Origin of the sequence: Streptomyces sp. CB02009 (genome assembly GCF_001905825.1) — a bacterium.
Taxonomy (GTDB): domain Bacteria; phylum Actinomycetota; class Actinomycetes; order Streptomycetales; family Streptomycetaceae; genus Streptomyces.
This window is the reverse complement of the sequence record NZ_LIVV01000003.1, coordinates 115,732-140,987: the sequence shown is the minus strand read 5'-3', so window position 1 is coordinate 140,987 and position 25,256 is coordinate 115,732. Positions and strand designations below refer to the sequence as shown.

At 72.2% G+C, this 25,256-nt stretch carries 20 protein-coding genes; 4 read left to right on the top strand and 16 right to left on the bottom strand.

What is annotated here, in order from left to right; translation table 11 throughout:
• The 5 genes from AMK27_RS43620 to AMK27_RS13605 all read right to left on the bottom strand — a co-directional run.
• Positions 1-1,024 (bottom strand): solute symporter family protein (locus AMK27_RS43620; protein WP_241847485.1); only part of this gene is annotated, 1,024 nt, incomplete at its 3' end.
• Complete coding sequence (locus AMK27_RS13620; protein ID WP_073906325.1) at positions 1,021-1,506, bottom strand: DUF485 domain-containing protein; 486 nt, start codon at positions 1,504-1,506, stop codon at positions 1,021-1,023. The genes AMK27_RS43620 and AMK27_RS13620, both read right to left, overlap by 4 nt.
• Positions 1,507-1,605: 99 nt before the next feature.
• Positions 1,606-2,427 (bottom strand): response regulator transcription factor, encoded by an 822-nt coding sequence (locus tag AMK27_RS13615; RefSeq protein ID WP_073906323.1) that lies wholly within the window; start codon positions 2,425-2,427, stop codon positions 1,606-1,608.
• Positions 2,424-3,638 carry a sensor histidine kinase gene (locus AMK27_RS13610; RefSeq protein ID WP_073906321.1) on the bottom strand — a complete coding sequence of 405 codons (1,215 nt, stop codon included), beginning with the start codon at positions 3,636-3,638 and terminating at the stop codon, positions 2,424-2,426. The genes AMK27_RS13615 and AMK27_RS13610 overlap by 4 nt, the downstream gene beginning before the upstream one ends.
• 97 nt (positions 3,639-3,735) lie before the next feature.
• Positions 3,736-5,853, bottom strand: coding sequence for a DNA gyrase/topoisomerase IV subunit B (locus AMK27_RS13605; protein ID WP_073906319.1), 2,118 nt, complete (start codon positions 5,851-5,853; stop codon positions 3,736-3,738).
• A 432-nt stretch (positions 5,854-6,285) separates the two neighbouring features.
• Between AMK27_RS13605 and AMK27_RS13600 the strand changes: the two genes are divergently transcribed.
• Positions 6,286-6,516, top strand: coding sequence for a DUF7455 domain-containing protein (locus AMK27_RS13600; RefSeq protein WP_015036683.1), 231 nt, complete (start codon positions 6,286-6,288; stop codon positions 6,514-6,516).
• 114 nt (positions 6,517-6,630) lie between these two features.
• On the opposite strand, the gene AMK27_RS13595 is transcribed toward AMK27_RS13600, so the two are convergent.
• The 7 genes from AMK27_RS13595 to AMK27_RS13565 all read right to left on the bottom strand — a co-directional run bounded on the left by AMK27_RS13595 (position 6,631) and on the right by AMK27_RS13565 (position 17,170).
• Positions 6,631-7,449: a S1 family serine peptidase gene (locus tag AMK27_RS13595; RefSeq protein ID WP_073906317.1), complete on the bottom strand. Its 819-nt coding sequence runs from the start codon at positions 7,447-7,449 to the stop codon at positions 6,631-6,633.
• Between the two features lie 169 nt (positions 7,450-7,618).
• Complete coding sequence (locus AMK27_RS13590) at positions 7,619-9,166, bottom strand: RNA polymerase sigma factor (RefSeq protein WP_073907476.1); 1,548 nt, start codon at positions 9,164-9,166, stop codon at positions 7,619-7,621.
• A 379-nt stretch (positions 9,167-9,545) separates the two neighbouring features.
• Entirely contained in the window at positions 9,546-10,433 is an 888-nt protein-coding gene (locus AMK27_RS13585; protein ID WP_073906315.1) for a FadR/GntR family transcriptional regulator, read from the bottom strand.
• 160 nt (positions 10,434-10,593) lie between these two features.
• Positions 10,594-12,462 (bottom strand): ABC transporter ATP-binding protein, encoded by a 1,869-nt coding sequence (locus AMK27_RS13580; protein ID WP_073906313.1) that lies wholly within the window; start codon positions 12,460-12,462, stop codon positions 10,594-10,596.
• 122 nt (positions 12,463-12,584) lie between these two features.
• Positions 12,585-13,430: an NUDIX hydrolase gene (locus AMK27_RS13575; protein WP_073906311.1), complete on the bottom strand. Its 846-nt coding sequence runs from the start codon at positions 13,428-13,430 to the stop codon at positions 12,585-12,587.
• Between the two features lie 109 nt (positions 13,431-13,539).
• Complete coding sequence (locus AMK27_RS13570; protein WP_073906309.1) at positions 13,540-15,636, bottom strand: glycogen debranching N-terminal domain-containing protein; 2,097 nt, start codon at positions 15,634-15,636, stop codon at positions 13,540-13,542.
• A 115-nt stretch (positions 15,637-15,751) separates the two neighbouring features.
• Positions 15,752-17,170, bottom strand: a complete 1,419-nt coding sequence (locus tag AMK27_RS13565; protein WP_073906307.1) for a DUF4192 domain-containing protein — start codon at positions 17,168-17,170, stop codon at positions 15,752-15,754.
• A gap of 141 nt (positions 17,171-17,311) precedes the next feature.
• On the opposite strand from AMK27_RS13565, the gene AMK27_RS13560 reads away from it, so the two are divergent.
• Complete coding sequence (locus AMK27_RS13560) at positions 17,312-19,495, top strand: RecQ family ATP-dependent DNA helicase (protein WP_073906305.1); 2,184 nt, start codon at positions 17,312-17,314, stop codon at positions 19,493-19,495.
• A 228-nt stretch (positions 19,496-19,723) separates the two neighbouring features.
• Positions 19,724-20,353, top strand: a complete 630-nt coding sequence (locus tag AMK27_RS13555) for a hypothetical protein (RefSeq protein ID WP_073906303.1) — start codon at positions 19,724-19,726, stop codon at positions 20,351-20,353.
• A gap of 54 nt (positions 20,354-20,407) precedes the next feature.
• On the opposite strand, the gene AMK27_RS13550 is transcribed toward AMK27_RS13555, so the two are convergent.
• From AMK27_RS13550 to AMK27_RS13540, 3 genes are all read right to left on the bottom strand, one after another.
• Positions 20,408-21,040: a hypothetical protein gene (locus AMK27_RS13550; RefSeq protein WP_073906301.1), complete on the bottom strand. Its 633-nt coding sequence runs from the start codon at positions 21,038-21,040 to the stop codon at positions 20,408-20,410.
• 105 nt (positions 21,041-21,145) lie between these two features.
• Entirely contained in the window at positions 21,146-21,856 is a 711-nt protein-coding gene (locus tag AMK27_RS13545) for a ribonuclease HII (protein ID WP_073906299.1), read from the bottom strand.
• Between the two features lie 127 nt (positions 21,857-21,983).
• Positions 21,984-22,601 carry a TetR/AcrR family transcriptional regulator gene (locus tag AMK27_RS13540; RefSeq protein WP_073906297.1) on the bottom strand — a complete coding sequence of 206 codons (618 nt, stop codon included), beginning with the start codon at positions 22,599-22,601 and terminating at the stop codon, positions 21,984-21,986.
• A gap of 133 nt (positions 22,602-22,734) precedes the next feature.
• Here AMK27_RS13540 and AMK27_RS13535 point away from each other — a divergent pair, with 133 nt between their 5' ends.
• Positions 22,735-24,288 (top strand): MFS transporter, encoded by a 1,554-nt coding sequence (locus AMK27_RS13535; protein WP_073906295.1) that lies wholly within the window; start codon positions 22,735-22,737, stop codon positions 24,286-24,288.
• 55 nt (positions 24,289-24,343) lie between these two features.
• Here the strand turns inward: AMK27_RS13535 and AMK27_RS13530 are convergent, their stop codons facing one another.
• Complete coding sequence (locus tag AMK27_RS13530; protein WP_073906293.1) at positions 24,344-25,252, bottom strand: ADP-ribosylglycohydrolase family protein; 909 nt, start codon at positions 25,250-25,252, stop codon at positions 24,344-24,346.
• Positions 25,253-25,256 lie beyond the last annotated feature (4 nt).

Genomic DNA, 25,256 nt, shown 5'->3' with positions numbered 1-25,256 from the left:
AGAGCACGGTGCCGCCCGTGGAGCCCGCGCCTCCACCGAGGTCGAGGGCGAGCAGCGGTACAGCCGTGTTCCCGGAGGCGTTGGACGCGCGGACCTCGTCAGGGCCGATCAGGGCGGCCGCTCCGAAGCCCAGCACGATGGTCATCAGGTAGAAGCTGCCGATGAGTCCGATGGACCAGACGACCGAGCGACGGGCGGCCCGGGCGGTCGGCACGGTGTAGAAGCGCGACAGGATGTGGGGCAGCCCCGCCGTGCCGAGCACCAGGGCGAGGCCGAGGCTGATGAAGTCGAGGCGGGCCGTCCAGTCGCCGCCGTAACGGAGCCCGGGGGCGAGGAAGTCCAGTCCGTGGCCACTGCGTTCGGCCGCCGTGGAGAGCAGGTTGTCCACATCGCCGTGGAACCGCAGCAGGACCAGGACGGTGAGCGCGATCGTGCCCGCCATGAGCAGGACCGCCTTGACGATCTGGATCCAGGTGGTGGCCCGCATGCCGCCGAGCGACACGTAGATCACCATCAGCGCGCCGACGCCGATCACCGTCCAGGAGCGGGCCGCCTCGCTGGTGCCGCCGAGCAGCAGCGCGACCAGGCTTCCGGCGCCCACCATCTGGGCCACGAGGTACAGCACGGAGACCGCCACCGAGGACGTGCCCGCGGCGATCCGCACCGGGCGCTCCGCCATCCGCGCGGCGACCACATCGGCCAGGGTGAACCGCCCGCAGTTGCGGACCAGTTCGGCCACCAGCAGCAGCACGACCAGCCAGGCGACCAGGAATCCGACGGAGTACAGCATGCCGTCGTAGCCGTAGAGGGCGATCAGCCCGGAGATGCCGAGGAACGAGGCGGCGGACATGTAGTCGCCGGCGATGGCGAACCCGTTCTCCAGGGGCGAGAACAGCCTGCCCCCGGCGTAGAACTCCTCTGCCGAACCACGCCGGTTGCGGCTCACCCAGGTGGTGATCCCCAGGGTGACGGCGATGAAGACGCTGAACAGCACGAGCGCCAGGGTCTGGTGGTTCGCGGTCACGGCTGGGCCACCCCTCGGGTCATCTCCTGGGTGTCCCAGCGCAGGTCGAGCGCGGCCCGGTCCCTGCGCAGCCGCGCGTGGCGCGCGTACGCCCAGGTCAGCAGGAAGGTGGTGAGGAACTGCCCGAGCCCCGCCACCATCGCCACGTTCACCACCCCGACGACCGGCCGCGCCATGAGTCCGGGAGCGGCGGTCGCCGCCACGACGTAGGCGAGGTACCAGAGGAGGAACGCGAGAGCGGCCGGGAAGACGAACCGGCGGTAGCGGCTGCGCACCTCCTGGAACGCCGGGCTCCGCTGCACTTCCAGATAGATCTCCGCCGCGCTGTGGACCCGCTGTCGCGGCACCGCGTCGGGTCCGCCGCCACCGGGCGCCCCGGCCCCCGCCCGCTCGTCCCCGCCGACGGCCGTCGCGTCGTACCAGGGGTCGTCGAACGGCACCGCCGAAGCGTCGAGCCCTTCCTGCTTGTCCACCTGCTCCACCGGCCAACTCTCCTTGTCAAGCGAACCGTTTCGGCCGCGTGCCCAAGGATGGACAGAGCGGGAACATCCCGGACTCTTCTCCTCCCGGTGTTCACACCATCAGGTGACTCTCCTCCCAGGTGGCCTGACCAGACCGTGCTGATATGCGTACCGCACGGCCTGCGCCCGGTCGCGCACCCCCGTCTTGGCGAAAAGATTGTTGATATGCGTCTTCACGGTGGCGGTGGAGATCCCCAGCCGCCCGGCGATCTCCTGGTTGGAGAGCCCGTCGGCGACGAGTACGAGCACCTCCGTCTCCCGCTCGGTGAGCCCGTCGGCCCCCGGAACCACCGGCCCGGCAGTCGCCGACGCCGACGCCAGCGACGCCGTCGCGGAACCCTCCGCCCCCGGTCCGGTCCCACCCGACGGCCCCGCCCTCTCGGCGCTCGCCCCCCGCTCCACCAACTGCTCCAGCAACCGCCGCTGCACGCTGGGAGAAAGCCCCGCCCGCCCGTCGGTCACGTCCCGCAGGGCCCGCACGATCTCCTCCCCGCTCGCGTCCTTGGTCAGGTACCCGCGGGCCCCGGCCCGCAGCGCCGGGAACAGCGAGGCGTCGTCGGCGTAGGTGGTGAGCACCACGACCTCCGTCCCGGGGTGCCGCTCCCGGATCCGGCGGGTGGCCTCGACACCGTCGCAGCGCGGCATGCGCAGGTCCATCAGGACCACGTCGGGCGCGAGTTCGGCGGTCAGCGCGACCGCTTCCTCCCCGTCCCGGGCGGACCCGACGACCTCGACCCCGGCAAGCAGCCCGAGCAGCATCACGATCCCCTCACGCACCACGGCCTGATCGTCGGCGACCACCACCCGCACCGCCCGAGCCCCCTCGCACGCGTCGACGTCCTCCGGCCGGGGCAGCCCCACGGCCCTCTCCTCGGCGCTCATGCCGGCACCCGCAGACGCACGGTGAACCCCGGCCCGTCCGGCCCCGCGTCCAGGCTGCCGCCGAGCAGTTCGGCCCGCTCCCTCATCCCGAGCAGTCCGTACCCGGAGCCGGACGAGCCCAGCCCGAGCCCCTCTCCCCCGCCCTCGGCCGTCGGAGGCGGCCCGGAGTCACGTATCTCCAGGGAGATCTCATCGGCCTCGTAGGCGAGCCGGATCCTGGTCCGCGCGCCGGGTGCGTGCTTGCGCACGTTCGTCAGAGCCTCCTGCGCGACCCGTCGCACCGCCTGGGACGCCTCGGCCGGCAGGTTCCGGCGCTCTCCGCTGACATCGACCTCGGCGCGGTCCTCCCGGGCCAGCTCCTGCAGGTACTCCTCGACGGGCACCATGTCCCCGCGCAGCGCCGACAGCGCGTGCCGGGTCTCCGCGAGCCCCTCTCTCGCCATGGAGCGGGCGGAGGTGACGAGCTTGAGGACCTCGCTCCGGTCCGCTCCCGCCTCGATCTGGAGCCGTGCGACCTCCAGGTGCACCATCTGGGCGGAGAGGCTGTGGGCCAGCACGTCGTGTATCTCGCGGGCGATCCTGGCTCTCTCGGCCAGCGCGGCGGACGCGGCCTCGGCCTCCCGGGCGAGCCGCTCCTGGGCGAGGAGCTGGAAACCCGCCCCGCGGGCGTGGGCGTCCAGCCGGAGCGAGTAGCCCGCGAGCAGCACGGCCCCGGTCGTGAGGCAGGCGCCCAGGATCCCGGTCTCGTCCGCCTCCACGAAGCCGGGAACGAGCACGGCCACGGTGGCCAGTCCCAAGGGCAGCGGCAGCCGTTCCATCGCCATGATGCAGACGACTATCCACAGGACGGTCGCCGGCGTCGGTGCCCCGGCCGCGTAGGCCCCGAGACCGCCCAGGGCTATCACCCCGAGCAGCCCCAGCGAGGCCGCGGCCCGGTGATCGAGGGTGGTGTGGTGGTAACCGAGCGCCGCCGCCACACAGAGCCCGTAGCCGAGGGGCGGCAGCGGTGCGTACCAGCCCTCGAACCCTCCCGAGGTGTAGCAGCCGGCGAGCACCCAGACACTCAGGGCCGTGATCATGCTGTAGTCCAGGACGATCCGGCCCCGGGGCACTCCCAGCCGGGTGAGTGCCTCCCGTGAGGGCCAGGAGCGCCAGGAGCCTTCCTGGGCCGTACCGGTCCTCGTGTCCGCCCGTTCGCGCTTCTCGTCCATGCCCGTCCCCCTCCGTCATGTCGATGCTACGGAGAGTCGAGGGCCGTGTGATCGGCCTGTGGGTGGAGCGTGTGGCTCCACCCACGGGTGGAGTGCCTCAGGCGTCGATCCGCGAGCGGTCGAGGGTCGCCGCGGAGCCGGTGATGAACTCCTTGCGGGGCGCCACGTCGTTGCCCATGAGCAGGTCGAAGACCTGCTCCGCCGCGTCCAGGTCGCCGATGTTGATCCGGCGCAGGGTGCGGTGACGCGGGTCCATCGTGGTCTCCGCGAGCTGGTCGGCGTCCATCTCGCCCAGCCCCTTGTAGCGCTGGATGGAGTCCTTGTAGCGGACCCCCTTGCGCTGGTACTCCAGCAGGGTCTGGCGCAGCTCGTTGTCCGAGTACGTGTAGACGTACTTGTCCTGGCCCTTCTTGGGCTGGACGAGCTCGATCCGGTGCAGCGGGGGCACGGCGGCGAAGACCCGCCCGGCCTCCACCATCGGCCGCATGTAGCGCTGGAAGAGCGTGAGCAGCAGGCAGCGGATGTGGGCGCCGTCGACGTCGGCGTCGACCAGGAGGACGATCTTCCCGTAGCGGGCCGCGTCGATGTCGAAGGTGCGGCCCGAGCCCGCTCCTATGACCTGGATGATCGCGCCGCACTCGGCGTTCTTCAGCATGTCCGAGACGGACGACTTCTGGACGTTGAGGATCTTGCCGCGGATCGGCAGGAGGGCCTGGAACTCGCTGTTGCGGGCGAGCTTGGCCGTACCGAGGGCCGAGTCGCCCTCGACGATGAAGAGCTCGCTGCGCTCCACGTCGTCGCTGCGGCAGTCGGCCAGCTTCGCCGGCAGTGAGGAGGACTCCAGCGCGGTCTTCCGGCGCTGCGCCTCCTTGTGCTGGCGGGCGGCGATGCGGGTCCGTGCGGCGGCGACGGCCTTGTCCAGGACGGCACGGGCCTGCGCCTTGGCGTCCCGCTTGGTCGAGGTGAGGAAGGCCTTGAGCTCCTTGGCGACCACGTTCGCCACGATCCGGCGGGCCGCGGACGTACCGAGGACCTCCTTGGTCTGCCCCTCGAACTGCGGCTCGGCGAGGCGGACCGTCACGACGGCCGTGAGCCCTTCCAGAGCGTCGTCCTTGACGATGTCGTCCTCTGCGACGCGCAGCATCTTCGAGGAGCGCAGCACCTCGTTCACCGTCTTGGTGACGGCCTGCTCGAAGCCCGAGACGTGGGTGCCGCCCTTGGGCGTGGCGATGATGTTGACGAAGGACTTGACCGTGCTGTCGTAGCCGGTGCCCCAGCGCAGGGCGACGTCCACGGCGAGCTCACGGGTGACCTCGGTCGGGGTCATGTGGCCACGCTCGTCGAGGACCGGGACGGTCTCCTTGAAGGTGCCCTGGCCGGTGAGGCGCTGGATGTCGCAGACGGCCTTGTCCTGCGCGAGGTACTCGCAGAACTCGCTGATGCCCCCGTCGAAGCGGAAGGTCTCCTCGCTCTTGCCGACCCCCGCCAGGTCCCGCTCGTCGCGGACGACGATGGTGAGGCCGGGCACGAGGAAGGCGGTCTGCCGGGCGCGCTGGTGCAGCGTCTCCAGGGAGAGCTTGGCGTCCTTGAGGAAGATCTGCCGGTCCGCCCAGTAGCGCACGCGCGTGCCGGTGCGGGTCTTGGGGACGCGCTTGCCCTTGCGCAGGCCGTTGCCCGGGTCGAAGGGGCTGTCGGGGCCCTGCTCGGTGAAGATGCCCGGCACGCCCCGGCGGAAGCTGATCGTGTGCGTGGCGCTGTTCCGGTCGACCTCGACGTCGAGGCGGGCCGACAGGGCGTTGACCACGGAGGCGCCGACGCCGTGCAGACCGCCGGAGGCGGCGTACGACCCGCCGCCGAACTTTCCGCCGGCGTGCAGCTTGGTCATGACGACCTCGACTCCGGAGAGTCCGGTCTTCGGCTCCACGTCGACCGGGATGCCCCGGCCGTTGTCCTGGACCTCGACGGAGCCGTCCTCGTGGAGGATCACCTCGATGTGGTCGCAGTAGCCCCCGAGGGCCTCGTCGACGGAGTTGTCGATGATCTCCCAGATGCAGTGCATCAGGCCGCGGCTGTCGGTGGACCCGATGTACATACCGGGGCGCTTGCGGACCGCTTCGAGCCCTTCGAGTACGAGCAGGTGCCGCGCGGTGTAGTTGGAAGCGTCACGGTCTGCGGTCAGCAGCGCACTGGACGGCACGGACGTTTCGGCGGTCACGCGGTTCGCTCCTCGCTGAATTTGAAATCTGGCCCAGTGGGGTAAGGCCCGGCGTCGGTCACCCGTCAGAGGGTACCGATGCCTGGTAGAGCCGTTGTTACGCCACCCTCCCCGAATCCTCATGCTAGTCCAGAGTCGTATGGATGTTCGATCCCTCGATGGGGTGACGCGAACATCACGTTCCCTTCCGCGCATGAACCATTTAGGCTCCGGGCACGTCCTCATCAACAACCGGCAACCACGCCGGGAGGACTGACCTACACAAGCAACGCGAAATCCGTAGAGCGACGCAATACGGCTCATTCGCCGCCAACCGGCAGCAGACAGCCACCTGCGAAGAAGTTTGAAGGAAAAGCCGCGAGCGGGAACGTTTTCGGCCTGGTTGGATGTTGACCCTGGTACGACAGCTCGTCGAGCTAGAGAAGAGGCGACGTGACTACTGTTCTGACCCCCGCGAGCCCCCTGACGGCCGCTGACCGTTGCGACCGCTGCGGCGCCCAGGCTTACCTGCGTGTCGTCCTGACCAGCGGAGGTGACTTGCTCTTCTGCGCCCACCACGGACGTAAGTTCGAGCCGGAACTCAAGAAGATCGCCGTTGAGATACAGGATGAGACGGACCGCCTGACGGACGTGCCGGCCCGCACGCAGGGCGACGACCACTGACGCCTCGCATCCACGACGAGCCCAGATCCGGCCGATGACCGGACAACGGGCGGCCACCCCCGCGTTCCGAGGGGGGTGGCCGCCCGTTCTCGTACCGCCACGGTCCGCCGTTGCTCAGAAGCTCTCCGGCAGCACAGCCGAGACGCGGGTGTAGACCCCCGGGTTCTCCGCCTGCCCGCAGCCGCTGCCCCAGGACACCAGGCCGACGAGAAGCCCCTTCGCCACGAGCGGGCCTCCGCTGTCGCCCTGGCACGCGTCCTTGCCGCCGCGCGGGTCGCCCGCGCACAGCATCGTCTCGCGCCGGTAGGGGACGCCGAAGCCTCCCGGGTACGCCCGCTCGCACGCGCTGTCCGGCAGCACCTGGACTGGCGCCGTGCGCAGCGTGGAGGCATAGGACCCGCGGCCGGTCGTGTCGCCCCAGCCGTAGACGTCCGCCTCCGTACCGGGCGCGTACGCCGTGTCGCCCGCGCGGGCGACACCGATGACGTACGACTGCGGCAGCGCGTTCACCAGCGTCAGCACAGCGAGGTCGCCCGAGTTCGTCGTCGGGTCGTAGTCGGGGTTGATCCAGGTGTCCGAGATCCGCACCTCCTGCCCGCCCTCGCCGCGCAGCGCGGCGCGGCCCGCGATGACCACGAAGTCGCGCACCTCCCACGGCTCGCCGCCGAGCACCTCGCGCCCCAGGCAGTGGGCCGCCGTGAGGACCTTGGTCGGCGCCACGAGCACGCCCCCGCAGAACTGCCCCGCACGCGTACCCCCGAACCGGTCACGGCTGGACAGCGCCACGACCCAGGGCGCGTCCGTGATCTGGGCCTGCCGGCCGCCCACCACGACGCTGTCGGCGGCCACGGGTACGGCGGTGGCCAGCTGTCCCGCCGCCGCCGCGATCAGGCCCAGAGCACCGGTCAATGCTCGGGTGAGGGAACCACGCATGGAGCCTCCTGACTCTCCGGTGATGTCGCTTCACCCAGAGTCCAGCACACCACCGCGCGGTGCACCCCGCGCACAGCCGGAGGGCCCGGCTCCCCCTCGGGGAACCGGGCCCTTCCGCGTACCGCTCCTGCCTCGCGTCCGTCGCTCTCACGGACCCGCGAGGTACGGATCAGTCGAGGTAGTCGCGCAGCACCTGCGAGCGCGACGGGTGGCGCAGCTTCGACATGGTCTTCGACTCGATCTGACGGATCCGCTCGCGGGTCACGCCGTAGACCTTGCCGATCTCGTCCAGCGTCTTCGGCTGGCCGTCGGTGAGACCGAAGCGCATCGAGACGACGCCGGCCTCACGCTCGGAGAGCGTGTCGAGCACCGAGTGCAGCTGCTCCTGGAGGAGCGTGAAGCTCACCGCGTCGGCCGGAACGACCGCCTCGGAGTCCTCGATCAGGTCGCCGAACTCGCTGTCGCCGTCTTCACCCAGCGGGGTGTGGAGGGAGATCGGCTCACGGCCGTACTTCTGGACCTCGATGACCTTCTCAGGGGTCATGTCGAGCTCCTTGGCCAGCTCCTCCGGGGTGGGCTCGCGGCCCAGGTCCTGGAGCATCTGACGCTGCACACGCGCGAGCTTGTTGATGACCTCGACCATGTGCACCGGGATACGGATGGTGCGGGCCTGGTCGGCCATGGCGCGGGTGATCGCCTGACGGATCCACCAGGTGGCGTACGTGGAGAACTTGTAGCCCTTGGTGTAGTCGAACTTCTCGACCGCGCGGATCAGACCCAGGTTGCCCTCCTGGATCAGGTCCAGGAAGAGCATGCCGCGGCCGGTGTAGCGCTTGGCCAGCGAGACCACCAGACGGAGGTTGGCCTCCAGGAGGTGGTTCTTGGCCCGGCGGCCGTCCTCGGCGATGATCTCCAGCTCGCGCTTGAGCTTCGGCGCGAGCTTGTCCGAGTTCGCGAGCTTGTCCTCGGCGAACAGGCCGGCCTCGATGCGCTTGGCGAGCTCGACCTCCTGCTCGGCGTTGAGGAGCGGGACCTTGCCGATCTGCTTCAGGTAGTCCTTGACCGGGTCGGCGGTGGCACCGGCGACGGCGACCTGCTGCGCCGGAGCGTCGTCCTCGTCCTCGTCGGACAGGACGAAGCCCTTGCTCTCGCCCTCGGTCTCTTCTTCCTCGCCCTTGCCGGGCGCGACGTCCTCGAGCAGCTCTTCGCCCTCGACGGCTTCGTCGGCGTCCTTCTTGGACGTGGTCTTCTTGGCCGCCGTCTTCTTGGCGACGGTCTTCTTGGCCACCGTCTTCTTGGCGACGGTCTTCTTCGCGGCCGCCTTCTTGGCGGCGGATCCGGCCTCGTCGGCCGGGTCGTCGCCCTCTGCCGCGGAGGCCGTGGCGGCCGTGACGGTCGTCTTCGTCACGGTCGTCCTGGCGGTGACGGTCTTGGTGGCGGTGCGCTTGGCCGGGCTCTTCGCGGCGACGCTCTTGCGGGCGCGCTTCGGCGACTCCGCTGCACTGACCATCAGCGTCACACCCTCTTCCTCGAGGATCTGATTGAGGCTGCGCAGAACATTCTTCCACTGGGTTGGCGGAATCTGGTCAGCCTCGAAGGCCCGACGCACGTCATCGCCGGCGATCTGCCCATCAGCCTTTCCCCGCTCGATGAGCGCCATCACAGACTCGGACTCGGCGATCTCCGGCGGGAGCGTACGGGATGTGCTGGCCGACACGAACAACCTCTCGGAACGATGGAAACGGCTTCCGGCCCCGCCCTGGATGGGGCTGGAGCCGACGACCGTCGACGGGGAATGTGCCGACGGCGCGGGCTGGACCGGGGAACTGCACAGCGCCTCCATCGGCTGCTGTATTCCTTCCTCGGCTGTCACCTCTTAGGTCATCGCACGGCTCGGAGGAGTGTTACGCCCAATCTTCGTGGCCCGAGTCACACCTCATGTGCGACAAATGAACGCAGAGGGATATATCAGCGTACATTCACCCCGCCGCAATCCTGGCGCCGCCCGGGAACACCCTTCCGGGCTCCCCGGGCGCCGCTCGGACCCGGCGGCGCGCCCTGTCCGCGCCTCCATGCTCCCGGCCACGGCCCGCGGGTCAGTGTTCGCGGGGGGCGGGGACGACCCGCTCCACCTCGGGGTGGACCGTGAGCAGGGCCCGCATGGCCGTCTCCGCGCCGAGGGCGTCACCCGTGGCGAGCGCGTCCACGATCCGCGCGTGGTGCGCGAGGCAGGCCTCGCTCGGGCGGTCGCAGCCCGTGGCGGGCCCGCCGGACACCTGGAGCGCCGAGCCGACGATGCCGGAGAGGTGCTCCAGCATCCGGTTGCCGGCGAGCTGGATGAGGAGCGAGTGGAACTCGGTGTCGGCGCGGGAGAACGTGATGCCGTCCCCCTGGGCGAACGCGTGCCCCATGATCTCGACCATGTCGGCGAGGCGCTGCTGCACGTCCTCGCGCCCGTGCCCGGCGGCGAGGCGGGCGGCCAGCGGCTCGATCGTCCAGCGCAGCTCGTTCAGCTCACGGCGCTGGTCGTCGCGCTGCGGGCCGAAGGCGCGCCACTCGATGATGTCGGGGTCGAGGAGGTTCCAGTCGCTGACGGGCCTGACGCGGGTGCCGACGTTCGGGCGGGCGCTGACGAGCCCCTTGGCCTCGAGCACGCGCAGCGACTCGCGGACGACGGTGCGCGAGACCTCGAACCGCTGGCCGATCTCCTCGGGGACGAGCGGGCGGTCGGCCCCGAGATCGCCGGAGACGATCATCTGCCCGAGCTGCTGGACGAGCTGGCCGTGCAGTCCGCGCCCCCGGTTGCCGGAGCTCCGGCGGCCGACGCGGCCCAGGTCGGTGTCCACCCCCTCCCAGGAGGGCGGGCCCACACGGCCGGCGGCGGGCGCCTCCGCGTAGGGGTAGCGGTCGAGATCGCCCGGGGTGCCGAGGCCGGAGTCGACGGAGCGGGCGGCGGTCATCATGGTGTGCGCAAGGGTACTCACGCATCCTTTGTCGGCGCTGCTTCCGTGACCCTTGAGGTCTTTGGTGAAAAGCACACGAAAGGGTGATCGGCGCCTCCTACACAATTGACGATTTATCGGACATAGCGGTCACTTATCAAGGGAGTTGACCGCCAACCGGAATCTTTCAATCCGAAAGTGATCACCAACGCGCCTTGCGGCGAAGGCCGGTGAACACATAGGCGCAGAGCAACCCTGTCAACGTCAGGGAGAGAGCCACCCCCGCGGGCTGCCCGAGCACCCTCAGCCCTCCCGCCAGCCAGCGGTCCACCGCCGGGGACCACTGCGGACCGGCGAACTCCCGGAGCCGTGCGGGGAGTCCGGCGGCCGATCGCACCGCGGGCCCGGTCAGCACCTTCTGGAGCAGCGGGACGAAGGCGACCGGTACCGCGAGGACCGCCGCCACGCCGGCCGCCGCGGCCCGGAAGACCCCGGCACCGAGGACTCCGGCCCAGGAGCAGCCGACGACCAGCCCCAGCCAACTCGCACAGAGCGTGGGCCAGTTCCTCGGTACGGAGATCAACTCTCCGCCGTAGACGAGCCGCAGCACCTGAAGGTCCACCACGACCACGGCCGCCCCGAGCGTCAGGGCGACGGCCGCCGCCACGGCCAGTTTCGCCAGCAGCAGGCCCGGCCTGCGCGGCACGGCCCCCCGGCCCGTGGTGAGCGCGGGATAGCGGTACTCCTCACCGAAGGAGAACGCGCCGAGCAGTCCGGCCCCGAGTGCCGCAGGCGGCAGCGGCGAGAGCGCGGGCCAGCCGGCCAGGACCGCGGGCAGCGCGGCGCTCCCGCCCCGCCCTAGGAGCAGGGCGAGGGTCACGGAGCCGAGCAGGACGGCCGCCACGACGAGCGGGGTGGACGGCACTCCCAGCAGGCGGTGGACCTCGTACCGCAAAGGGCGCAGCGGCGAGCGAGCGGGCTTCCTGGCCGCACCCCCCTCCCCGGCAGCGAGGTCACCGGACACGGAGGGTCTGAGTACCGGGGCGCCGGACGCGGAGGGTCTGGGCACGGGAGCGCCTGGCACGGGCGCACCGGGCGCGGGGACACTCGACCCGAGGCCACCGGGTCCGGCCTGCCGCCCGGAGCCCGGCTCCGTGCGCGCCCCTCCCGCCGGGGGACGCAGAGCAGGCGAGGCGTCGGCGGTCTCACCGATCTCGGCGGCCAGCCGGTGGATCGGTACGCCGTGACGGAACGCCGTGTCGCCGACGGCCGCGCAGTCGCTCCCGTAGACGGACAGCCGGTTGCCGCCTTCTGCGACGACCTCGACCGACCGCCGGCCGGCCCTGGCCTCCTGGGTCACGACCGCGGCGAGCCGTGCCGCCTGCGGGGTGCGGACGGCGACCCGGGGGCGCAGCCGGGTCCGGGCGAACTCGGTGACGTCCTGGTCGGCGACGAGCCGCCCACCGTCGAGCGTGACGACCCGGTCGGCGTTGCGGACCGCGTCCTTGGGGTCCGTCGTGGTGTACAGCACGGTTCCGCCGTCGCCCGCGTGCGCCCGGATCAGTTCGTACAGCCAGGTGCTCTCGGACGGGGAGAGACCGGCGGCCGGTTCGTCGAGCAGCAGGGTGTGGGGGTCGCCCAACAGGGCGGAGGCGAGGCCGAGTCGGCGATCCGCCCCGACCGGCAGAGTGCCGATCCGCCGGCGCTCCAGGCCGTCGAGACCGACGGCCCGGACGAGTTCCCCGGCTCGTGAGGCGGGAACCCCGGTGGCGGCGCAGAGCATCCGCAGCTGGCCCCGGAGTGTGCGGGAGGGATGTCCGGGGATGTCGCCGAGGAGGACGCCGACCTCGCGCGGGGGGTGGGCGATGCGGTGCAGCGGCCGGCCCCGGAAGTAGGTGATCCCGCGGCCCGGCTCGAGTTCGAGCATGAGCCGGAGCGCGGTGGTCTTGCCGGAGCCCGCGGTACCGAGGAGAGCGGTCACGGCACCCGGCCGGGCCTCGAAGGTCAGATCGTCCACGGCGGGCGGGCGATCGCGGCGGGGAGTGCTGGTCAGTCCGATTGCCTGGAGCATCGCTTCTCTCGCGGTAGGTGACACCGCTCCGCGGCAGGGCGGCGCTACCGCAGCAAGATAACGCTACATTTCGGACTTTCGGCGCAGGGTTGGCATTCAGGAGCGGCGGAAACCCCGGCCCGTCAGACCTCGGGGCGCAGCATGGGCGGGTTGAGGAGGGTGGCCCCACCTGCCCTGAAGAGCTGGGCGGGGCGCCCGCCCTGACGGGTCGTGGTGCCCCCGGCCGGAACGAGGAAGCCGGGCGTGCCGGTCACCTTCCGGTGGAAGTTGCGCGGATCCAGGGCCACACCCCACACGGCCTCGTAGACGCGGCGCAGCTCCCCGACCGTGAACTCCGGCGGGCAGAAGGCCGTGGCAAGAGAGGAGTACTCGATCTTGGAGCGGGCGCGCTCCACCCCGTCGGCGAGGATCCGGGCATGGTCGAAGGCCAGCGCCACCGGACCGCCTTCCTTCCCGTCACCACCGCCCCCGGCCTCGTCGCCCGAGCCCTCGGCACCGCCCGCGCCAAGGGCGGTTCCAGCCTCCGCCGTCCCGGCGAGCACGTCCTCGCCGAGCAGTTCCTCGACGGGCGCCCAGCGGGCGCTGTTCGCGTCGCCGCCGGCCCGCGGTGCGGGAAGGTCCGGGGCGAGCGCCAGGTGCGCGACGCTGACCACTCGCATACGGGGGTCACGGTCGGGCGCCCCGTACGTCGCCAGCTGCTCCAGGTGCGCGCCGTTGCTCGGTACGGGCGGCGGGGCGGCGGGATCGTGGGCGCAGAGGCCCGTCTCCTCGACCAGCTCACGCGCGGCGGCACCGCTCAGGTCCTCGTCCTCGCGCACGAAGCCGCCGGGCAGCGCCCAACGCCCCCGGTACGGCTCCTCTCCCCGCCGTACGACCAGGGTGCAGAGCGCGTGGCGGCGCACGGTGAGCACGACCAGGTCGACGGTCACGGCGAAGGGGGGAAAGGCCGACGGGTCGTAGGGAGGCATGCCGCGATCATAGTCGTCTTCCTGACGATAAGCACGCCCCTCGGGAGCATCCGCGCCGACTTCCGCGGCCTGTCGCGAGGCTTCCGTCGTGTCCGTGCCCGGCATCCCGTCACACCCCCAGTTGAAGGCCCTCAGCGGCCTCCTCGACCATACCGAGACCGAGCCTGCCGACCCGCACGGCGAACGGCTCGCCCGCGACGACGATCCCCGAGAACCGGATCGCTCCGAGCGGCGCGGACCGCAGGGGATGCGTCGACACGGACCGGCCCGGCGTGTCCGGCCGGACACCGACGAGGGCGAGCAGCGCGTGGACCGCTCCGGCGGCCCCGACGGCCGCCGGTCGGCACGCGGCGGGGTGCGGCACCGGCCGCCCGCCCGCAGTGCGCTGCTCCCCCGCGTACATCTCGGGCAGCCGGTACGCGAAGGCCTCCGCCGCGTCGAGCAGCCCACGGAGCAGGGAGGCGGCCTCCTTCTCGTGGCCGAGGGCGGCGAGCCCTGCCACGGCGACCGCTGTCTCGTGCACCCGCACCGCACCCCCGCGGTGGCCGAAGGGGTTGTGGCCGGGCTCCTTGGCTCCCAGGCCGCGCAGCCCCCAGCCGGAGTCCAGGGCAGGGGTTCCGAGCAGTCTCGCCACCTGTTCGGTCTCCGTCCTGTCCAGCAGCCCCTGGGCGAGGCGGCCGCCGCCGAGCAGCCCCGTGTCGAGCAGATGCGCCGCCCAGCCACCCAGCTGGGGCCAGGCCCGCCCGTCCGGCCCACGGGCGACGGCGGGCCGGCCACCGGCCCGGTCGTCGAGCCAGAACTCCCGCCGGAAGCGCTCGCGCAGCTTCCCCGCCGCCTCGCGCAGCGCGTCTCCCCCGGGCCTGGCGCAGGCGTCGAGCAGATCCGCTCCGAGCAGCGCCGCGCGATGCGCGTGCGCCTGTGTCTCGGCGCGCCAGGGCCCGGCGGGCCCCGGGTCCGGCACGAGCCCGCTCGCGCCGGCCGCCCTGCGCAGCCAGTCGAGGCAGCGCTCCGCCACGGGGAGCAGCTCTTCCAGGTCCGCCGCCGGCAGCCCCCAACGGCGGGCCTCGGCGAGCACGACCGGGTAGGCGAGGGTGGCCTCGATGCCGGTGCAGCGGGGCGGCAGGTGCGGGCCGGCGTCCCTGAGGGGCCCCGGGATGCGGCCGGACTCGGGTCCGTCGCCGGAGAGCTGGGTGCGCCCGAGGGCGCGCAAGGTGGTGACGGCGAGCCGGGTGCCGAGAGGCAGAGCCATCCGGGCCGCCCAGAGCGCCTCGGCGGTGACGGGTCCGCAGCGCCAGGGGACGCCTGCGGCGAGGTGGACGTCCGCCGGGTGCGCCGGGTCGCGCTGGAGCAGGGCCCGCAGGTCCTCGACGGACGCGCGCAGCAGTTCCCCGGGGCGCGGGTCGTCGCCCTCGGCGAGGGCTTCGGCGAGGACGTGGCCTCCGGGCCGCCCGGCACCTCCCGGGGAACCGGTGGGGCGGCCCGACGAGCCGTCGCGTACCCGCAACCGGACAGTGAACGCGCCCCCGGGAGGCAGTTCGGCCTCCCATCGGAGGACGCCCGCCGCCGCCAGGGCGTCCATCGGCGGCGGGTCAGCCGTGACGGTGACGGATCGTCCGCCGTCGCCGGTCCAGCGCAGGCCGGTGCCGTGGACGCTCGCGGTGAGTTCAGGTCCTGGCCTGCCGGACGCCACCGCGCCCAGGTCCGCGAGATCCGACCCCAGAGCGATTTCCACGGGGAGCCGGAGGGGGCGGGCGACGGCGCTGCGCAGGGTGATCCGCTCGCTGCCGTCGGCGCTTCGTGTGCGTTCGACCGTGAGTCCGGGGTCGGGTCCCATGTCCCCGGGGACCCGGAGGGCGCCGAGGAACAGCGCCCGGTCCGCGGCGGCCATTCGGCCCTGGAGGGCGACCGGCTCGCGCCCCGCCACCCGCAGGACGCAGCGGGAGAGGAGCCGTCGCCCCGCCGCGTACACGCCCTCGGGTCCCTCGCCGGTGAGCTGGCCGTGCTCGGCGCAGACCGCGAGGGCGGGCAGGGCCACGCAGAGAAGCGCGTCGTGCACCGACGGAAGCTCCGTCGGCCGGGCCGCACGCGGCGGGGCACCGCCGGTTCCGGCGGCGGTCCCGGTGGGGCGCCCGGCGGGGCGTCCGGGCACGTGGCCGGTCGGGGGTCCGGTGGGGCGGCCGGGGGCCGGGACAGGACTGGGGGCCATGGCGGGTACGGGGTGCTCTCTGTGCGGACCGGACGGCCGGCGCGGTGTCGGCGGGACGGTTCGGACGACTCCGCCAGAGAGCTGAACGCGCCGACGGGCGGCCGGGTCACGGTCGTCATCGACCGCTCCTGGTGCCGCGGTGCCCACCGTGCCTCGGGCTCCCGCTCCCCGGCTTGCTCGCGGCGGGCCCGCCCGGCCGGACGCCGGCCGAGGAACGGCGCTCCGCTCCACCGGTCCGACGACCGGGCTTCCTCAGGGTCTGCCGACTGCTCTGCGGGCGCGCGACACGCGTCCGGACCCGCGGGGACGGGCCCGAAGCAGCCTGGTCGGAGGCGAGCCGGCTGTCCCGCTCCGTCCGCAGACAGGAGCGGAGCGATTCGGGGTCGAGGCCTTCGTTGCACGCCTGGTGCAGCAGCCGGGCGAAGACGTATTCGGGGTCGATGTCGAGGGCGAGTCCGAGGGCGACCCGGGCGGTCGGCTCGTCGCCGGTGGACCAGGCCGTCCAGCCCGCGAGGGTGAGCGGTGCGGCGGCGTGCTCCTGGTAGGGGGCGACGCAGCGCGTGGCGAGTACGCGCCAGAGGCGCAGGGCGGCGGTGCCCTCCCAGCCCTCCATCCATTCGGCGGCACGGTCCCGGGTGGCCCGGTCCTGGAGGCCGAGGATCAGCGCGGCCGCTTCGCCGGTGCCCACCAGGGCGTCGTCTGCAGCGTCGCTCTCGGCGGTGCTCGCCACGCTCGCGCCGGAAGTCCTCTGCGCGGTCGCGGCGCCGGTCCGGTCGGCCCGCCCGGCTTCACCCTTCGGGTTGACGAACCGGCGGAGGACCGCCCGCGCCAGGCGCAGTGTCGTCTCGCGCACCTCCGCCCGGCCCTCTTCCTCGGCGCTCTCCAGGATCCGGGGGACGATCTCGGCGGCGCTCGCGTCGAGTGCCGTGCGCTGCTCCTCCTCCCGGGGTCCGCCGGACGGCTGGAAGCGGCGCTCCATGTCCCGCAGGGACCCCCGTACCTGGACGCCGGCGTACGCCGCGGTCGCCGCCATCACCGTCGTCCCGCTGAGGGCCAGCGGGGTGCCGTCGGGCGGGCAGCAGCGGGCGTCGGGGCAGCAGTAGGAGAAGTAGAGACCGTCGGAGATGCACAAGGCTTCGTAGACCGGGATGTCGAGGGCGCCGCACGCCGTGCGCAGCCGCTGGGCGAAGGGGCGCAGCCGCTCCATGACCCTGCGGCCCGTCTCGCCTGCCGCGGGGTCCTGGCAGAGGAAGACGACGATGCCGTCGGGTCGGGAGCCGCTCCTTTCGCCCCCTTCGACGAGGCATTCGGCGAGGTGGTCGGCGGTGGACGCCCATTCGCGGGGCGAGCGGGGAATGCCCAGCCTGACGCGCCCTCCGAAGCGGCCGTGCTCGCCGTGGAGGGCGACCAGGACGACGGAGTCGGTGGGGTGGAAGCCCAGCACGAACGGCAGGGCGTCGGCCAGTTCCGCCGGGCCGCGCAGGGTGATCCGGGGACGGGTGAGGTCGCTTGATTCGTGGTGATTCGCGTTCATGGTCAGGACGGTCTCGTGATCTCCCGAAATCCGAAACCCCTGTGGATAACTCCCGGAACGGGGCTTCCGTCGACCTGTCGAGTTGTCCACAGGTTCGGCGCTCGTTCGCGCGATGTCCGAGGCATCGGGTTGCATGGAGTCATGACCCACGCAGACCCCCTGGAAGACCGCGCCGCGCTCCGGACCGCCGCCGATGCCGTACTCGCCCGTCTCGTCTCGGACCCGACCGGCACGGCGAGACTGCGCGAGGACCAGTGGCGGGCCATCGAGGCCTTGGTCGCCGACCGGCGCCGGGCCTTGGTGGTGCAGCGGACGGGCTGGGGAAAGTCGGCCGTGTACTTCGTGGCGACCTCCCTGCTCCGCGAGCGCGGCAGCGGCCCGACCGTGATCGTCTCCCCACTGCTCGCGCTGATGCGGAACCAGGTGGAGGCGGCCGCTCGGGCGGGCATCCGCGCCCGGACGATCAACTCGTCGAACACGGAGGAGTGGGAAACGGTCCAGGAGGAGGTGGCCGCCGGCGAGGTGGACGTGCTCCTGGTGAGCCCCGAGCGGCTCAACAATCCGGACTTTCGCGACCAGGTGCTCCCCCGGCTCGCTGCCGCCACCGGGCTGCTCGTGGTCGACGAGGCGCACTGCATCTCGGACTGGGGGCACGACTTCCGGCCCGACTACCGCCGGCTGCGGACGATGCTGGCGGACCTGCCGTCCGGGGTTCCGGTGCTCGCCACCACGGCCACGGCGAACGCCCGGGTGACGGCGGACGTGGCCGAGCAGCTCGGCACGGGCGCGGGCACGGACGCCCTCGTCCTGCGCGGCGCGCTGGACCGGGAGAGCCTGAGCCTCGGCGTGGTCCGGCTGCCGGACGCGGCCCACCGGCTGGCCTGGCTGGCCGACCACCTCGGCGAGCTGCCCGGTTCCGGCATCATCTACACCCTGACGGTCGCCGCGGCGGACGAGGTCACGGCCTATCTGCGCCAGTGCGGGCACACGGTCTCCTCGTACACGGGCCGCACGGAGAACGCCGACCGGCAGCAGGCGGAGGACGATCTCCAGGCCAACCGGGTCAAGGCCCTCGTGGCGACCTCCGCCCTTGGCATGGGCTTCGACAAGCCCGACCTGGGCTTCGTGGTGCACCTCGGGTCGCCGTCCTCCCCGATCGCGTACTACCAGCAGGTCGGCCGTGCCGGGCGAGGTGTGGAGCACGCCGAGGTGCTGCTGCTGCCCGGGCAGGAGGACGAGGCGATCTGGCGCTACTTCGCCTCGGTCGCGTTCCCGCCGGAGGAGCAGGTGCGCCGCACGATCGACGTGCTCGCCCAGGCGGGCAGGCCCTTGTCCCTGCCCGCGCTGGAGCCCTTGGTGGAGCTGCGCAGGACCCGTCTGGAGACCATGCTCAAGGTCCTCGACGTGGACGGCGCGGTGCGACGGGTGAAGGGCGGGTGGGAAAGCACGGGCCGTCCCTGGGTGTACGACACCGAGCGGTACGCCTGGGTGGCTCGGCAGCGGGAGGCCGAGCAGCAGGCGATGCGCGACTACGCCTCCTCGCCGGGGTGCCGGATGGAGTTCCTGCGCCGCCAGTTGGACGACGAGGAGGCCGCGCCGTGCGGTCGCTGCGACAACTGCGCGGGGAGCCGGTTCGATCCGAAGGTCTCCGATGCCGCGCTCGACGCGGCCAAGGGCGAGCTGGGCCGCCCGGGCGTGGAGGTCGAGCCCCGGAAGATGTGGCCGACCGGGCTGGCGGCCGTCGGGGTCGACCTGAAGGGGCGTATCCCGGCGGGCGAGCAGGCTTTCGGCGGCCGGGCCCTGGGGCGGCTCTCGGACATCGGCTGGGGCAACCGGCTGCGTCCGCTGCTCGCCGACAGCGCAGCCGATGGTCAGGTTCCGGACGACGTCGTGCAGGCGGTGGTGCACGTACTGGCCGACTGGGCGAAGGGGCCCGGCGGTTGGGCCTCCGGGGCGCCCGACGCGCCTGCCCGGCCGGCCGGTGTGGTCACGGTCGCCTCGCATCGGAGGCCCCGGCTGGTGGGTTCACTCGGACAGCGGATCGCGGAGATCGGCAGGATGCCCCTGCTCGGAGCGGTGGAGTACGCGCCCGAGGCGGAGGACGTACGACTGTCCCGGACCAACAGCGCCCAGCGGGTGGTGGGGTTGCAGCGCACCCTGACGGTCTCCGCCGAACTGGGCGAGCAGCTGGCCGCGGCGGGCGGGCCGGTGCTCCTCGTCGACGATCTGTCCGACAGCGGTTGGACCTTGGCGGTGGCGGCCCGGCTGCTGCGGCGGGCCGGAGCGGAAGGGGTGTATCCGCTGGTACTTGCCGTCCAGGGGTGAAACGGGAGGGCGAACAGGGAGTGAACAATGGGCAACTGGGCAGGGATATGAAAGGCATACCGACGCAATCCCGTCAGCGGCTTCAATTGCTCGTTGCCGCTCGCCCACGGGCCAGCAAGAATTGGGAAACCGCCTCGCACAACCCGCCTGGGGTCCGGAAGGGCTGTGCTGTGGTGCGCCCTCACCCGACCTTGCCCGCCTAGCGGGCGCGTATCCGAAGGGAGGACCGTGACCCTCGGATTCGCTCCGCCCACAGCCGCCTCGCTCAGATCGTCGTCCGAGTCCGCCAACCGCCTCGCTCGGATACTCGAACCGGCGGAGTGGTCCGCGGCGGGGATCCCCCTGCTGCGCAGTCCGCGGGAGGTCGTCGGCGGACTGCACTCCCGCCACACGCCCACGCCTTCGATGGCGGTCCTCGCGATCCTGGACCACGAGGAACGGATCGCCGCCAGCGCCTCGTTCGTCCGTCGTTCCACTCCGACGGACGGCTGGGAGTTCCGCAACGCGCTGCTCGCGCATCTGCGGCGGGTCATTCCGCACGACCTCCGCAGGCGCACCCCGGTGCGGACCGCGGTACTGATGTACTGCCGCGAGGGCGACGAGCGCTGGACCGAGGAGGACGGAGCCTGGATGTGGGGGCTCCGGGACGCCTGCACCCTGCACGGACTCCGCTGCGGCGCGTACATCACGCTGACCCGAGCGGGCTGGCAGGTGCTCGGTGAGGGCCGGGGCGGCCGTCGTCCGAGCTCCGACTCGATCCCCCTGCCGCTCGGCGAGGGGCCGGCCGAGCTCGGCCGGCTGACTCCGAGGACCGCGAGCGGTGCGACGGAGCCCCTGCGCCGGGCCGCCGCGCGCTGATCGCGGACGACGTCGGCCCCGCCGGACCTTCACGGTCCGGCGGAGGGCAGTCGGTCAGACTCCGGCGCCCGCTCCGAGGAGCGCGGTGACGCGCTGCGGGTCACCGCAGACGACGAGCAGGGCTCCGGCACGGGCCATGGCCGACGGCAGGGCCTTGGCTGCCGCCGTGTCGTCTCCGCCGTTGACGGCGACGATCACCACGGGGCGAGCCGTCGCCCGCTCCACGGCGGTGGCGTCCGCGAAGAACACGTCGTCACCGGTGTCCTGCTGGGCCCAGTAGGCGGCCTCGCCGAAGGTCAGCTCGTGCGTGGCCCACGGGTGCGGGTCACCGGTGGTGAGCACCAGGACCTCGCCCGGCGCGCGGCCGCTCTCCAGGAGCAGGTCCAGGGCCTCTTCGGCGGCGTCGAGTGCGCCGTCGACAGGGGCCGGGATCAGCTGGAGCTGCGGTGTGGATCCCTGGTCGGAACGATTCTCCGGGGTGGTCGCCGGAGACGGCCCCGGAACGGGGTGCGGGCGCGGCGCCGCGGGCCTGGCGGGGCCGGGAACGGGGCGTCCGGGACGCGGTGTGGCCGCGGTGCGCGGGCCGGGTACGGGACGGGGGGTCGACGCGGGGCGGCCGGCGGCCGCGGTGGCGCGGGGACCCTGGGCGCTCTCGTGAATCTGAGGCTCCTCGGGGATGAGAGGCATGGGTGGATGTCTATCAAACGCCGCTGCGCGGGGCACCGGCGGGTGGGCGCACAGGTGCGCCCCGGACGCATGGGAGGCCCTTGAGCAGGGTCCCGCGACCGAAGTTCAGAAGTCGAAGCCGAGTTGGCCCCCGCTTTCCAGAGCGACCGCCTCCGCGGAGAGGCGGACCTTTTTGAGGTGGCGCCACCTGGGCATCGCGTCCAGGTACGACCAGGAGAGACGGTGGTACGGGGTGGGCCCCAGCTCTTCGAGCGCCGCTTTGTGGACGGGCGAAGGGTAGCCCGCGTTGGCACCGAAGGCGTACGCGGCGCAGTCCTCGCCGTCGACGCCCAGCTCCGCCATGGCGGCGTCCCGCCGGACCTTGGCGATCACGGAGGCGGCCGCCACGGCGATGCAGGACTGGTCGCCCTTGATCACCGTACGGACCTGCCAGGGGCTGCCGAGGTAGTCGTGCTTGCCGTCGAGGATCACCGCGTCGGGCCGGACGGGGAGGCCTTCCAGGGCCCGGACGGCGGCGAGCCGCAGCGCGGCGGTCATGCCGAGCTCGTCTATCTCCTGCGGAGAGGCGTCGCCCAGGGCGTACGCCGTGACCCACTGCTCCAGTTCCGCGGCGAGCGCGGTACGGCGCTTGGGGGTGAGCAGTTTGGAGTCGGTGAGGCCTTCGGGCGCCCGGCGCAGTCCGGTGACGGCGGCGCACACGGTCACGGGACCTGCCCACGCCCCGCGTCCGACCTCGTCGACTCCGGCAACGATCTTGGCGCCGGTGGTGGCTCGGAGCGATCGCTCGACGGTGTGGGTGGGTGGTTCGTACGGCATGGCGCCTGACAGGTTACGCCGCTTGGTGCCGGGTGCGATACCCGGATTCCCGCCAGGGGCCCGAGAGGTCGCCGGAGCACGCTCCCGGGCCCCTGCGCATCACCCCTCGGAGGCCGCCCGGCCCCGGTCAGGCGCGCAGGAGCGGCACCATGATCCGGTCGATCAGATCGGCGATCTCTCGGTCTGGCCATTCGCTTGCGCACACCTTCGAGCGATACATCATCATCGCCGGTACGACGTCGACCACCAGGTCATTGTTCGCATCCGCACGCACCTCACCCCTTGCGATTCCCCGGCGCAGCACGTCCCGGAAGAGTCGGGCCGAAGGCTCGACGACCCCGGTGACGATCAGTCCGTGGAACCTCTCGGCGGCCTCGGCATCGCATTCGTGAAGGACGGCACGCAGGGCGAAACCGGGCTTGGAGTACATGACGTCCCGGACGCGGCGGCACAGCTCGTACAGCTCCTCGCGCACACTCCCCAGATCCGGAGCCTCGTCGAGGGCCGGGAGTCCGGCCTGGAGCGCGTCGGCGACGAGGTCTTCCTTCGAGGGCCATCGCCGGTACACCGCCGCTTTGCCCGTCTGCGCGCCGACCGCGACACCTTCCATGGTGAGGCCGTTCCAGCCGACGCTGCTCAGCTGTTCGAGCGCGGCCTCCAGGATGGCGCGTTCGAGTACGGGGCCGCGGCGTCGCAGTACCACCCCTGCCGGCCGGGCGGCGGCCGTGGAGCGCGAAGTAACCATCAGGATCTCTCCGTTGAGGCGGTGTCATGTCGTCGGCAGCGCGCAGTGAACGGTTGCGTTCACTGCGGGGGACTCACTACCGTGATGAACAGTGAACGGGTGCGTTCACTAATTCTTCCGTGGGGGATCCATAGTGACAACTTCTCCGGTCGACACACAGACCAAGGACGGCCCCGCTCGCGCCGGAGGACGGCCGGGTATCGCCTTGACGGTCATCGCCGCCTGCCAGCTGATGGTCGTCCTCGACGCCACGATCGTGAACATCGCCCTGCCGCACATCCAGGACGCGCTCTCCTTCTCGACCACCGACCTGTCGTGGGTGCTCAGCGCCTACACGCTCACCTTCGGCGGCCTGCTGCTCCTCGGCGGACGGGCCGGGGACATCCTGGGGCGCCGCCGGGTGTTCATGGCCGGCATCCTGCTCTTCACCTTCGCCTCGCTGCTCGGCGGCTTCGCCCAGGAGCCCTGGCAGCTGCTCGCCGCACGGGCCCTGCAGGGTGTCGGCGGTGCCATCGCCTCGCCCACCTCGCTCGCGCTGATCACCACGACGTTCCCGGAAGGGCCGGAACGCAACCGGGCGTTCGGCGTGTTCGCCGCCGTCTCCGCGGGTGGCGGTGCGATCGGCCTGCTCGCCGGCGGCGTCCTCACGGAGTGGCTGGACTGGCGGTGGGTCCTCTTCGTGAACGTCCCGATCGGTCTGCTGATCGCCTTCCTGACCCCGCGCTACATCGCGGAGTCCGAGCGTCACCCCGGCCGGTTCGACATCGCGGGAGCCGCGACCTCGACGCTCGGTATGGCGGCACTGGTCTACGGGTTCATCCGTGCGTCCGAGAAGGGCTGGGAGGACGCGCTGACCATCGGGTCCTTCGTCTCGGCGGTCATCCTTCTGGTCGCCTTCGCGGTCGTGGAGTCCCGCGCGAAGGAACCGATCACCCCGCTCCGGATGTTCGCGGACCGCAACCGCTCGGGCACGTACGTCATCATGCTCAGCCTGGCGGCCGCCATGTTCGGCATGTTCTTCTTCATCGTGCTCTGGGTCCAGAACGTCCTCGGCTACACCCCGATCCAGTCCGGACTCGCCTTCCTTCCCGTGACCTTCGCGATCGGGGCCGGAGCGGGGCTGGCCCAGCGGCTGCTGCCGGTCCTCGGCCCCAAGCCGTTCATGGTGAGCGGTGCGGCGATCACCGGCGCGGGCCTGTTCTGGCTGACGTTCATCAGCTCGGACAGCAGTTACGCGAGCGGTGTCCTCGGCCCGATGATCCTGTTCGGCTTCGGCATGGGCCTCAACTTCGTGACGCTCACGCTCACGGCCGTCTCCGGGGTGGCCCAGCACGAGGCGGGAGCCGCGTCGGGCCTGCTCAACGCCACGCAGCAGGTCGGCGGGTCGCTGGGCCTGTCCATCCTGGTCACGATCTTCGGCACGGCGAGCCGGGAGGAGGGCGAGAAGCAGATGCCCGCCTTCCTCGCGAACGCGACGCCCGAGCAGCAGGCCGAGGCGATGAGGACGAAGGAGCTGCCCGCGCCCTGGGGCCACGAGGTGCTGACCTCGGGCATCTCGTCGGCCTTCACGGCCGCCGTCGGGATGGTGCTGATCGCGCTGGTGACGGCCGTCCTGGTGATCCGGGTCCGCAAGAGCGACCTGGAGGCCCTCAGCGGACGGGCGGAGGCCGCCGGGCCGGTGGCCTGAGAACGCGCCGATGGCCCCTGAGCCCCTCCCGGGACTCAGGGGCCATCGTGTCGGTTCAGGCCGTCTCTGCCGGAACCCACTCCGGCAGTTCCTCGGTCTGCCGCAGCCACTCGGCAGGCGGCGTACCGGTCGCCGCCGCGGCCACCACACCGCCGGCGATGGCACAGGTCGTGTCGACGTCGCCTCCGACCTGGGCGGTCGTCCAGAACACCCGCTCGAAGTCACCGAGGCCGCGGGCCGCCGACCACAGGGCGAACGGAACCGTGTCGTGCGCGCTCGTCCGCCGGCCGCTGCCGAGGACGGCGGCGACCGTGCCCGCGTCACCGTAGTCGAGCATGTCGCGCGCCCGGCGCAGTCCGGCCCCGACCGCACTGCGCGGCACCAGGGCGATGACTCCGTCGAGCAGCGCCTCCGGAGTGGGCGGCCCGGCCGGGTCGGCCGCCAGGGCGGCCGCCGCGGCGACGGCCATGGCACCCACCACGGCCTCACGGTGCTGGTGGGTCGGATAGGCGGAGATCTCGGCCTGGTGCGTCGCCTGCTCCGGGTCGTCCGCGTACCAGGCTCCGAGCGGCGCGATCCGCATCGCGGCACCGTTGCCCCAGGAGCCCTGCCCCTGGAAGAGCGCGGCGGCCAGCTCCCGCCAGTCGCCCCCCTCGCGGATGAGCCGGAGCATGCGGTTGACCGCGGGGCCGTAACCCCGGTCGAAGTCGTGGTGCTGGGCGAAGGACATGGCCAGGGCGTCCTGGTCGATCCGTTCGTGGCGCGCGAGGACGGCCAGGACGGAGCAGGCCATCTCGGTGTCGTCGGTCCACTGCCAGGGACCGTCGGGCAGCTCGCGCCGCTTCAGCAGGGGGTAGTTGGCGGGTACGAAGAACTGGGAGCCCAGGGCGTCTCCCACGGACAGCCCGCGCAGGCTGGCCAGGGCGCGGTCGAAGCGCCGGTCGAATGAGGAGTCAGCGGTCATCGGT

Excerpts from the sequence above, each read along its gene's own strand:
- AMK27_RS13615 (WP_073906323.1), bottom strand. The coding sequence starts at position 2,427 with ATGAGCGCCGAGGAGAGGGCCGTGGGGCTGCCCCGGCCGGAGGACGTC.
- AMK27_RS13610 (WP_073906321.1), bottom strand. The coding sequence starts at position 3,638 with ATGGACGAGAAGCGCGAACGGGCGGACACGAGGACCGGTACGGCCCAG.
- AMK27_RS13595 (WP_073906317.1), bottom strand. The coding sequence starts at position 7,449 with ATGCGTGGTTCCCTCACCCGAGCATTGACCGGTGCTCTGGGCCTGATC.
- AMK27_RS13580 (WP_073906313.1), bottom strand. The coding sequence starts at position 12,462 with ATGCTCCAGGCAATCGGACTGACCAGCACTCCCCGCCGCGATCGCCCG.
- AMK27_RS13575 (WP_073906311.1), bottom strand. The coding sequence starts at position 13,430 with ATGCCTCCCTACGACCCGTCGGCCTTTCCCCCCTTCGCCGTGACCGTC.
- AMK27_RS13570 (WP_073906309.1), bottom strand. The coding sequence starts at position 15,636 with ATGGCCCCCAGTCCTGTCCCGGCCCCCGGCCGCCCCACCGGACCCCCG.
- AMK27_RS13565 (WP_073906307.1), bottom strand. The coding sequence starts at position 17,170 with ATGAACGCGAATCACCACGAATCAAGCGACCTCACCCGTCCCCGGATC.
- AMK27_RS13560 (WP_073906305.1), top strand. The coding sequence starts at position 17,312 with ATGACCCACGCAGACCCCCTGGAAGACCGCGCCGCGCTCCGGACCGCC.
- AMK27_RS13550 (WP_073906301.1), bottom strand. The coding sequence starts at position 21,040 with ATGCCTCTCATCCCCGAGGAGCCTCAGATTCACGAGAGCGCCCAGGGT.
- AMK27_RS13545 (WP_073906299.1), bottom strand. The coding sequence starts at position 21,856 with ATGCCGTACGAACCACCCACCCACACCGTCGAGCGATCGCTCCGAGCC.
- AMK27_RS13540 (WP_073906297.1), bottom strand. The coding sequence starts at position 22,601 with ATGGTTACTTCGCGCTCCACGGCCGCCGCCCGGCCGGCAGGGGTGGTA.
- AMK27_RS13530 (WP_073906293.1), bottom strand. The coding sequence starts at position 25,252 with ATGACCGCTGACTCCTCATTCGACCGGCGCTTCGACCGCGCCCTGGCC.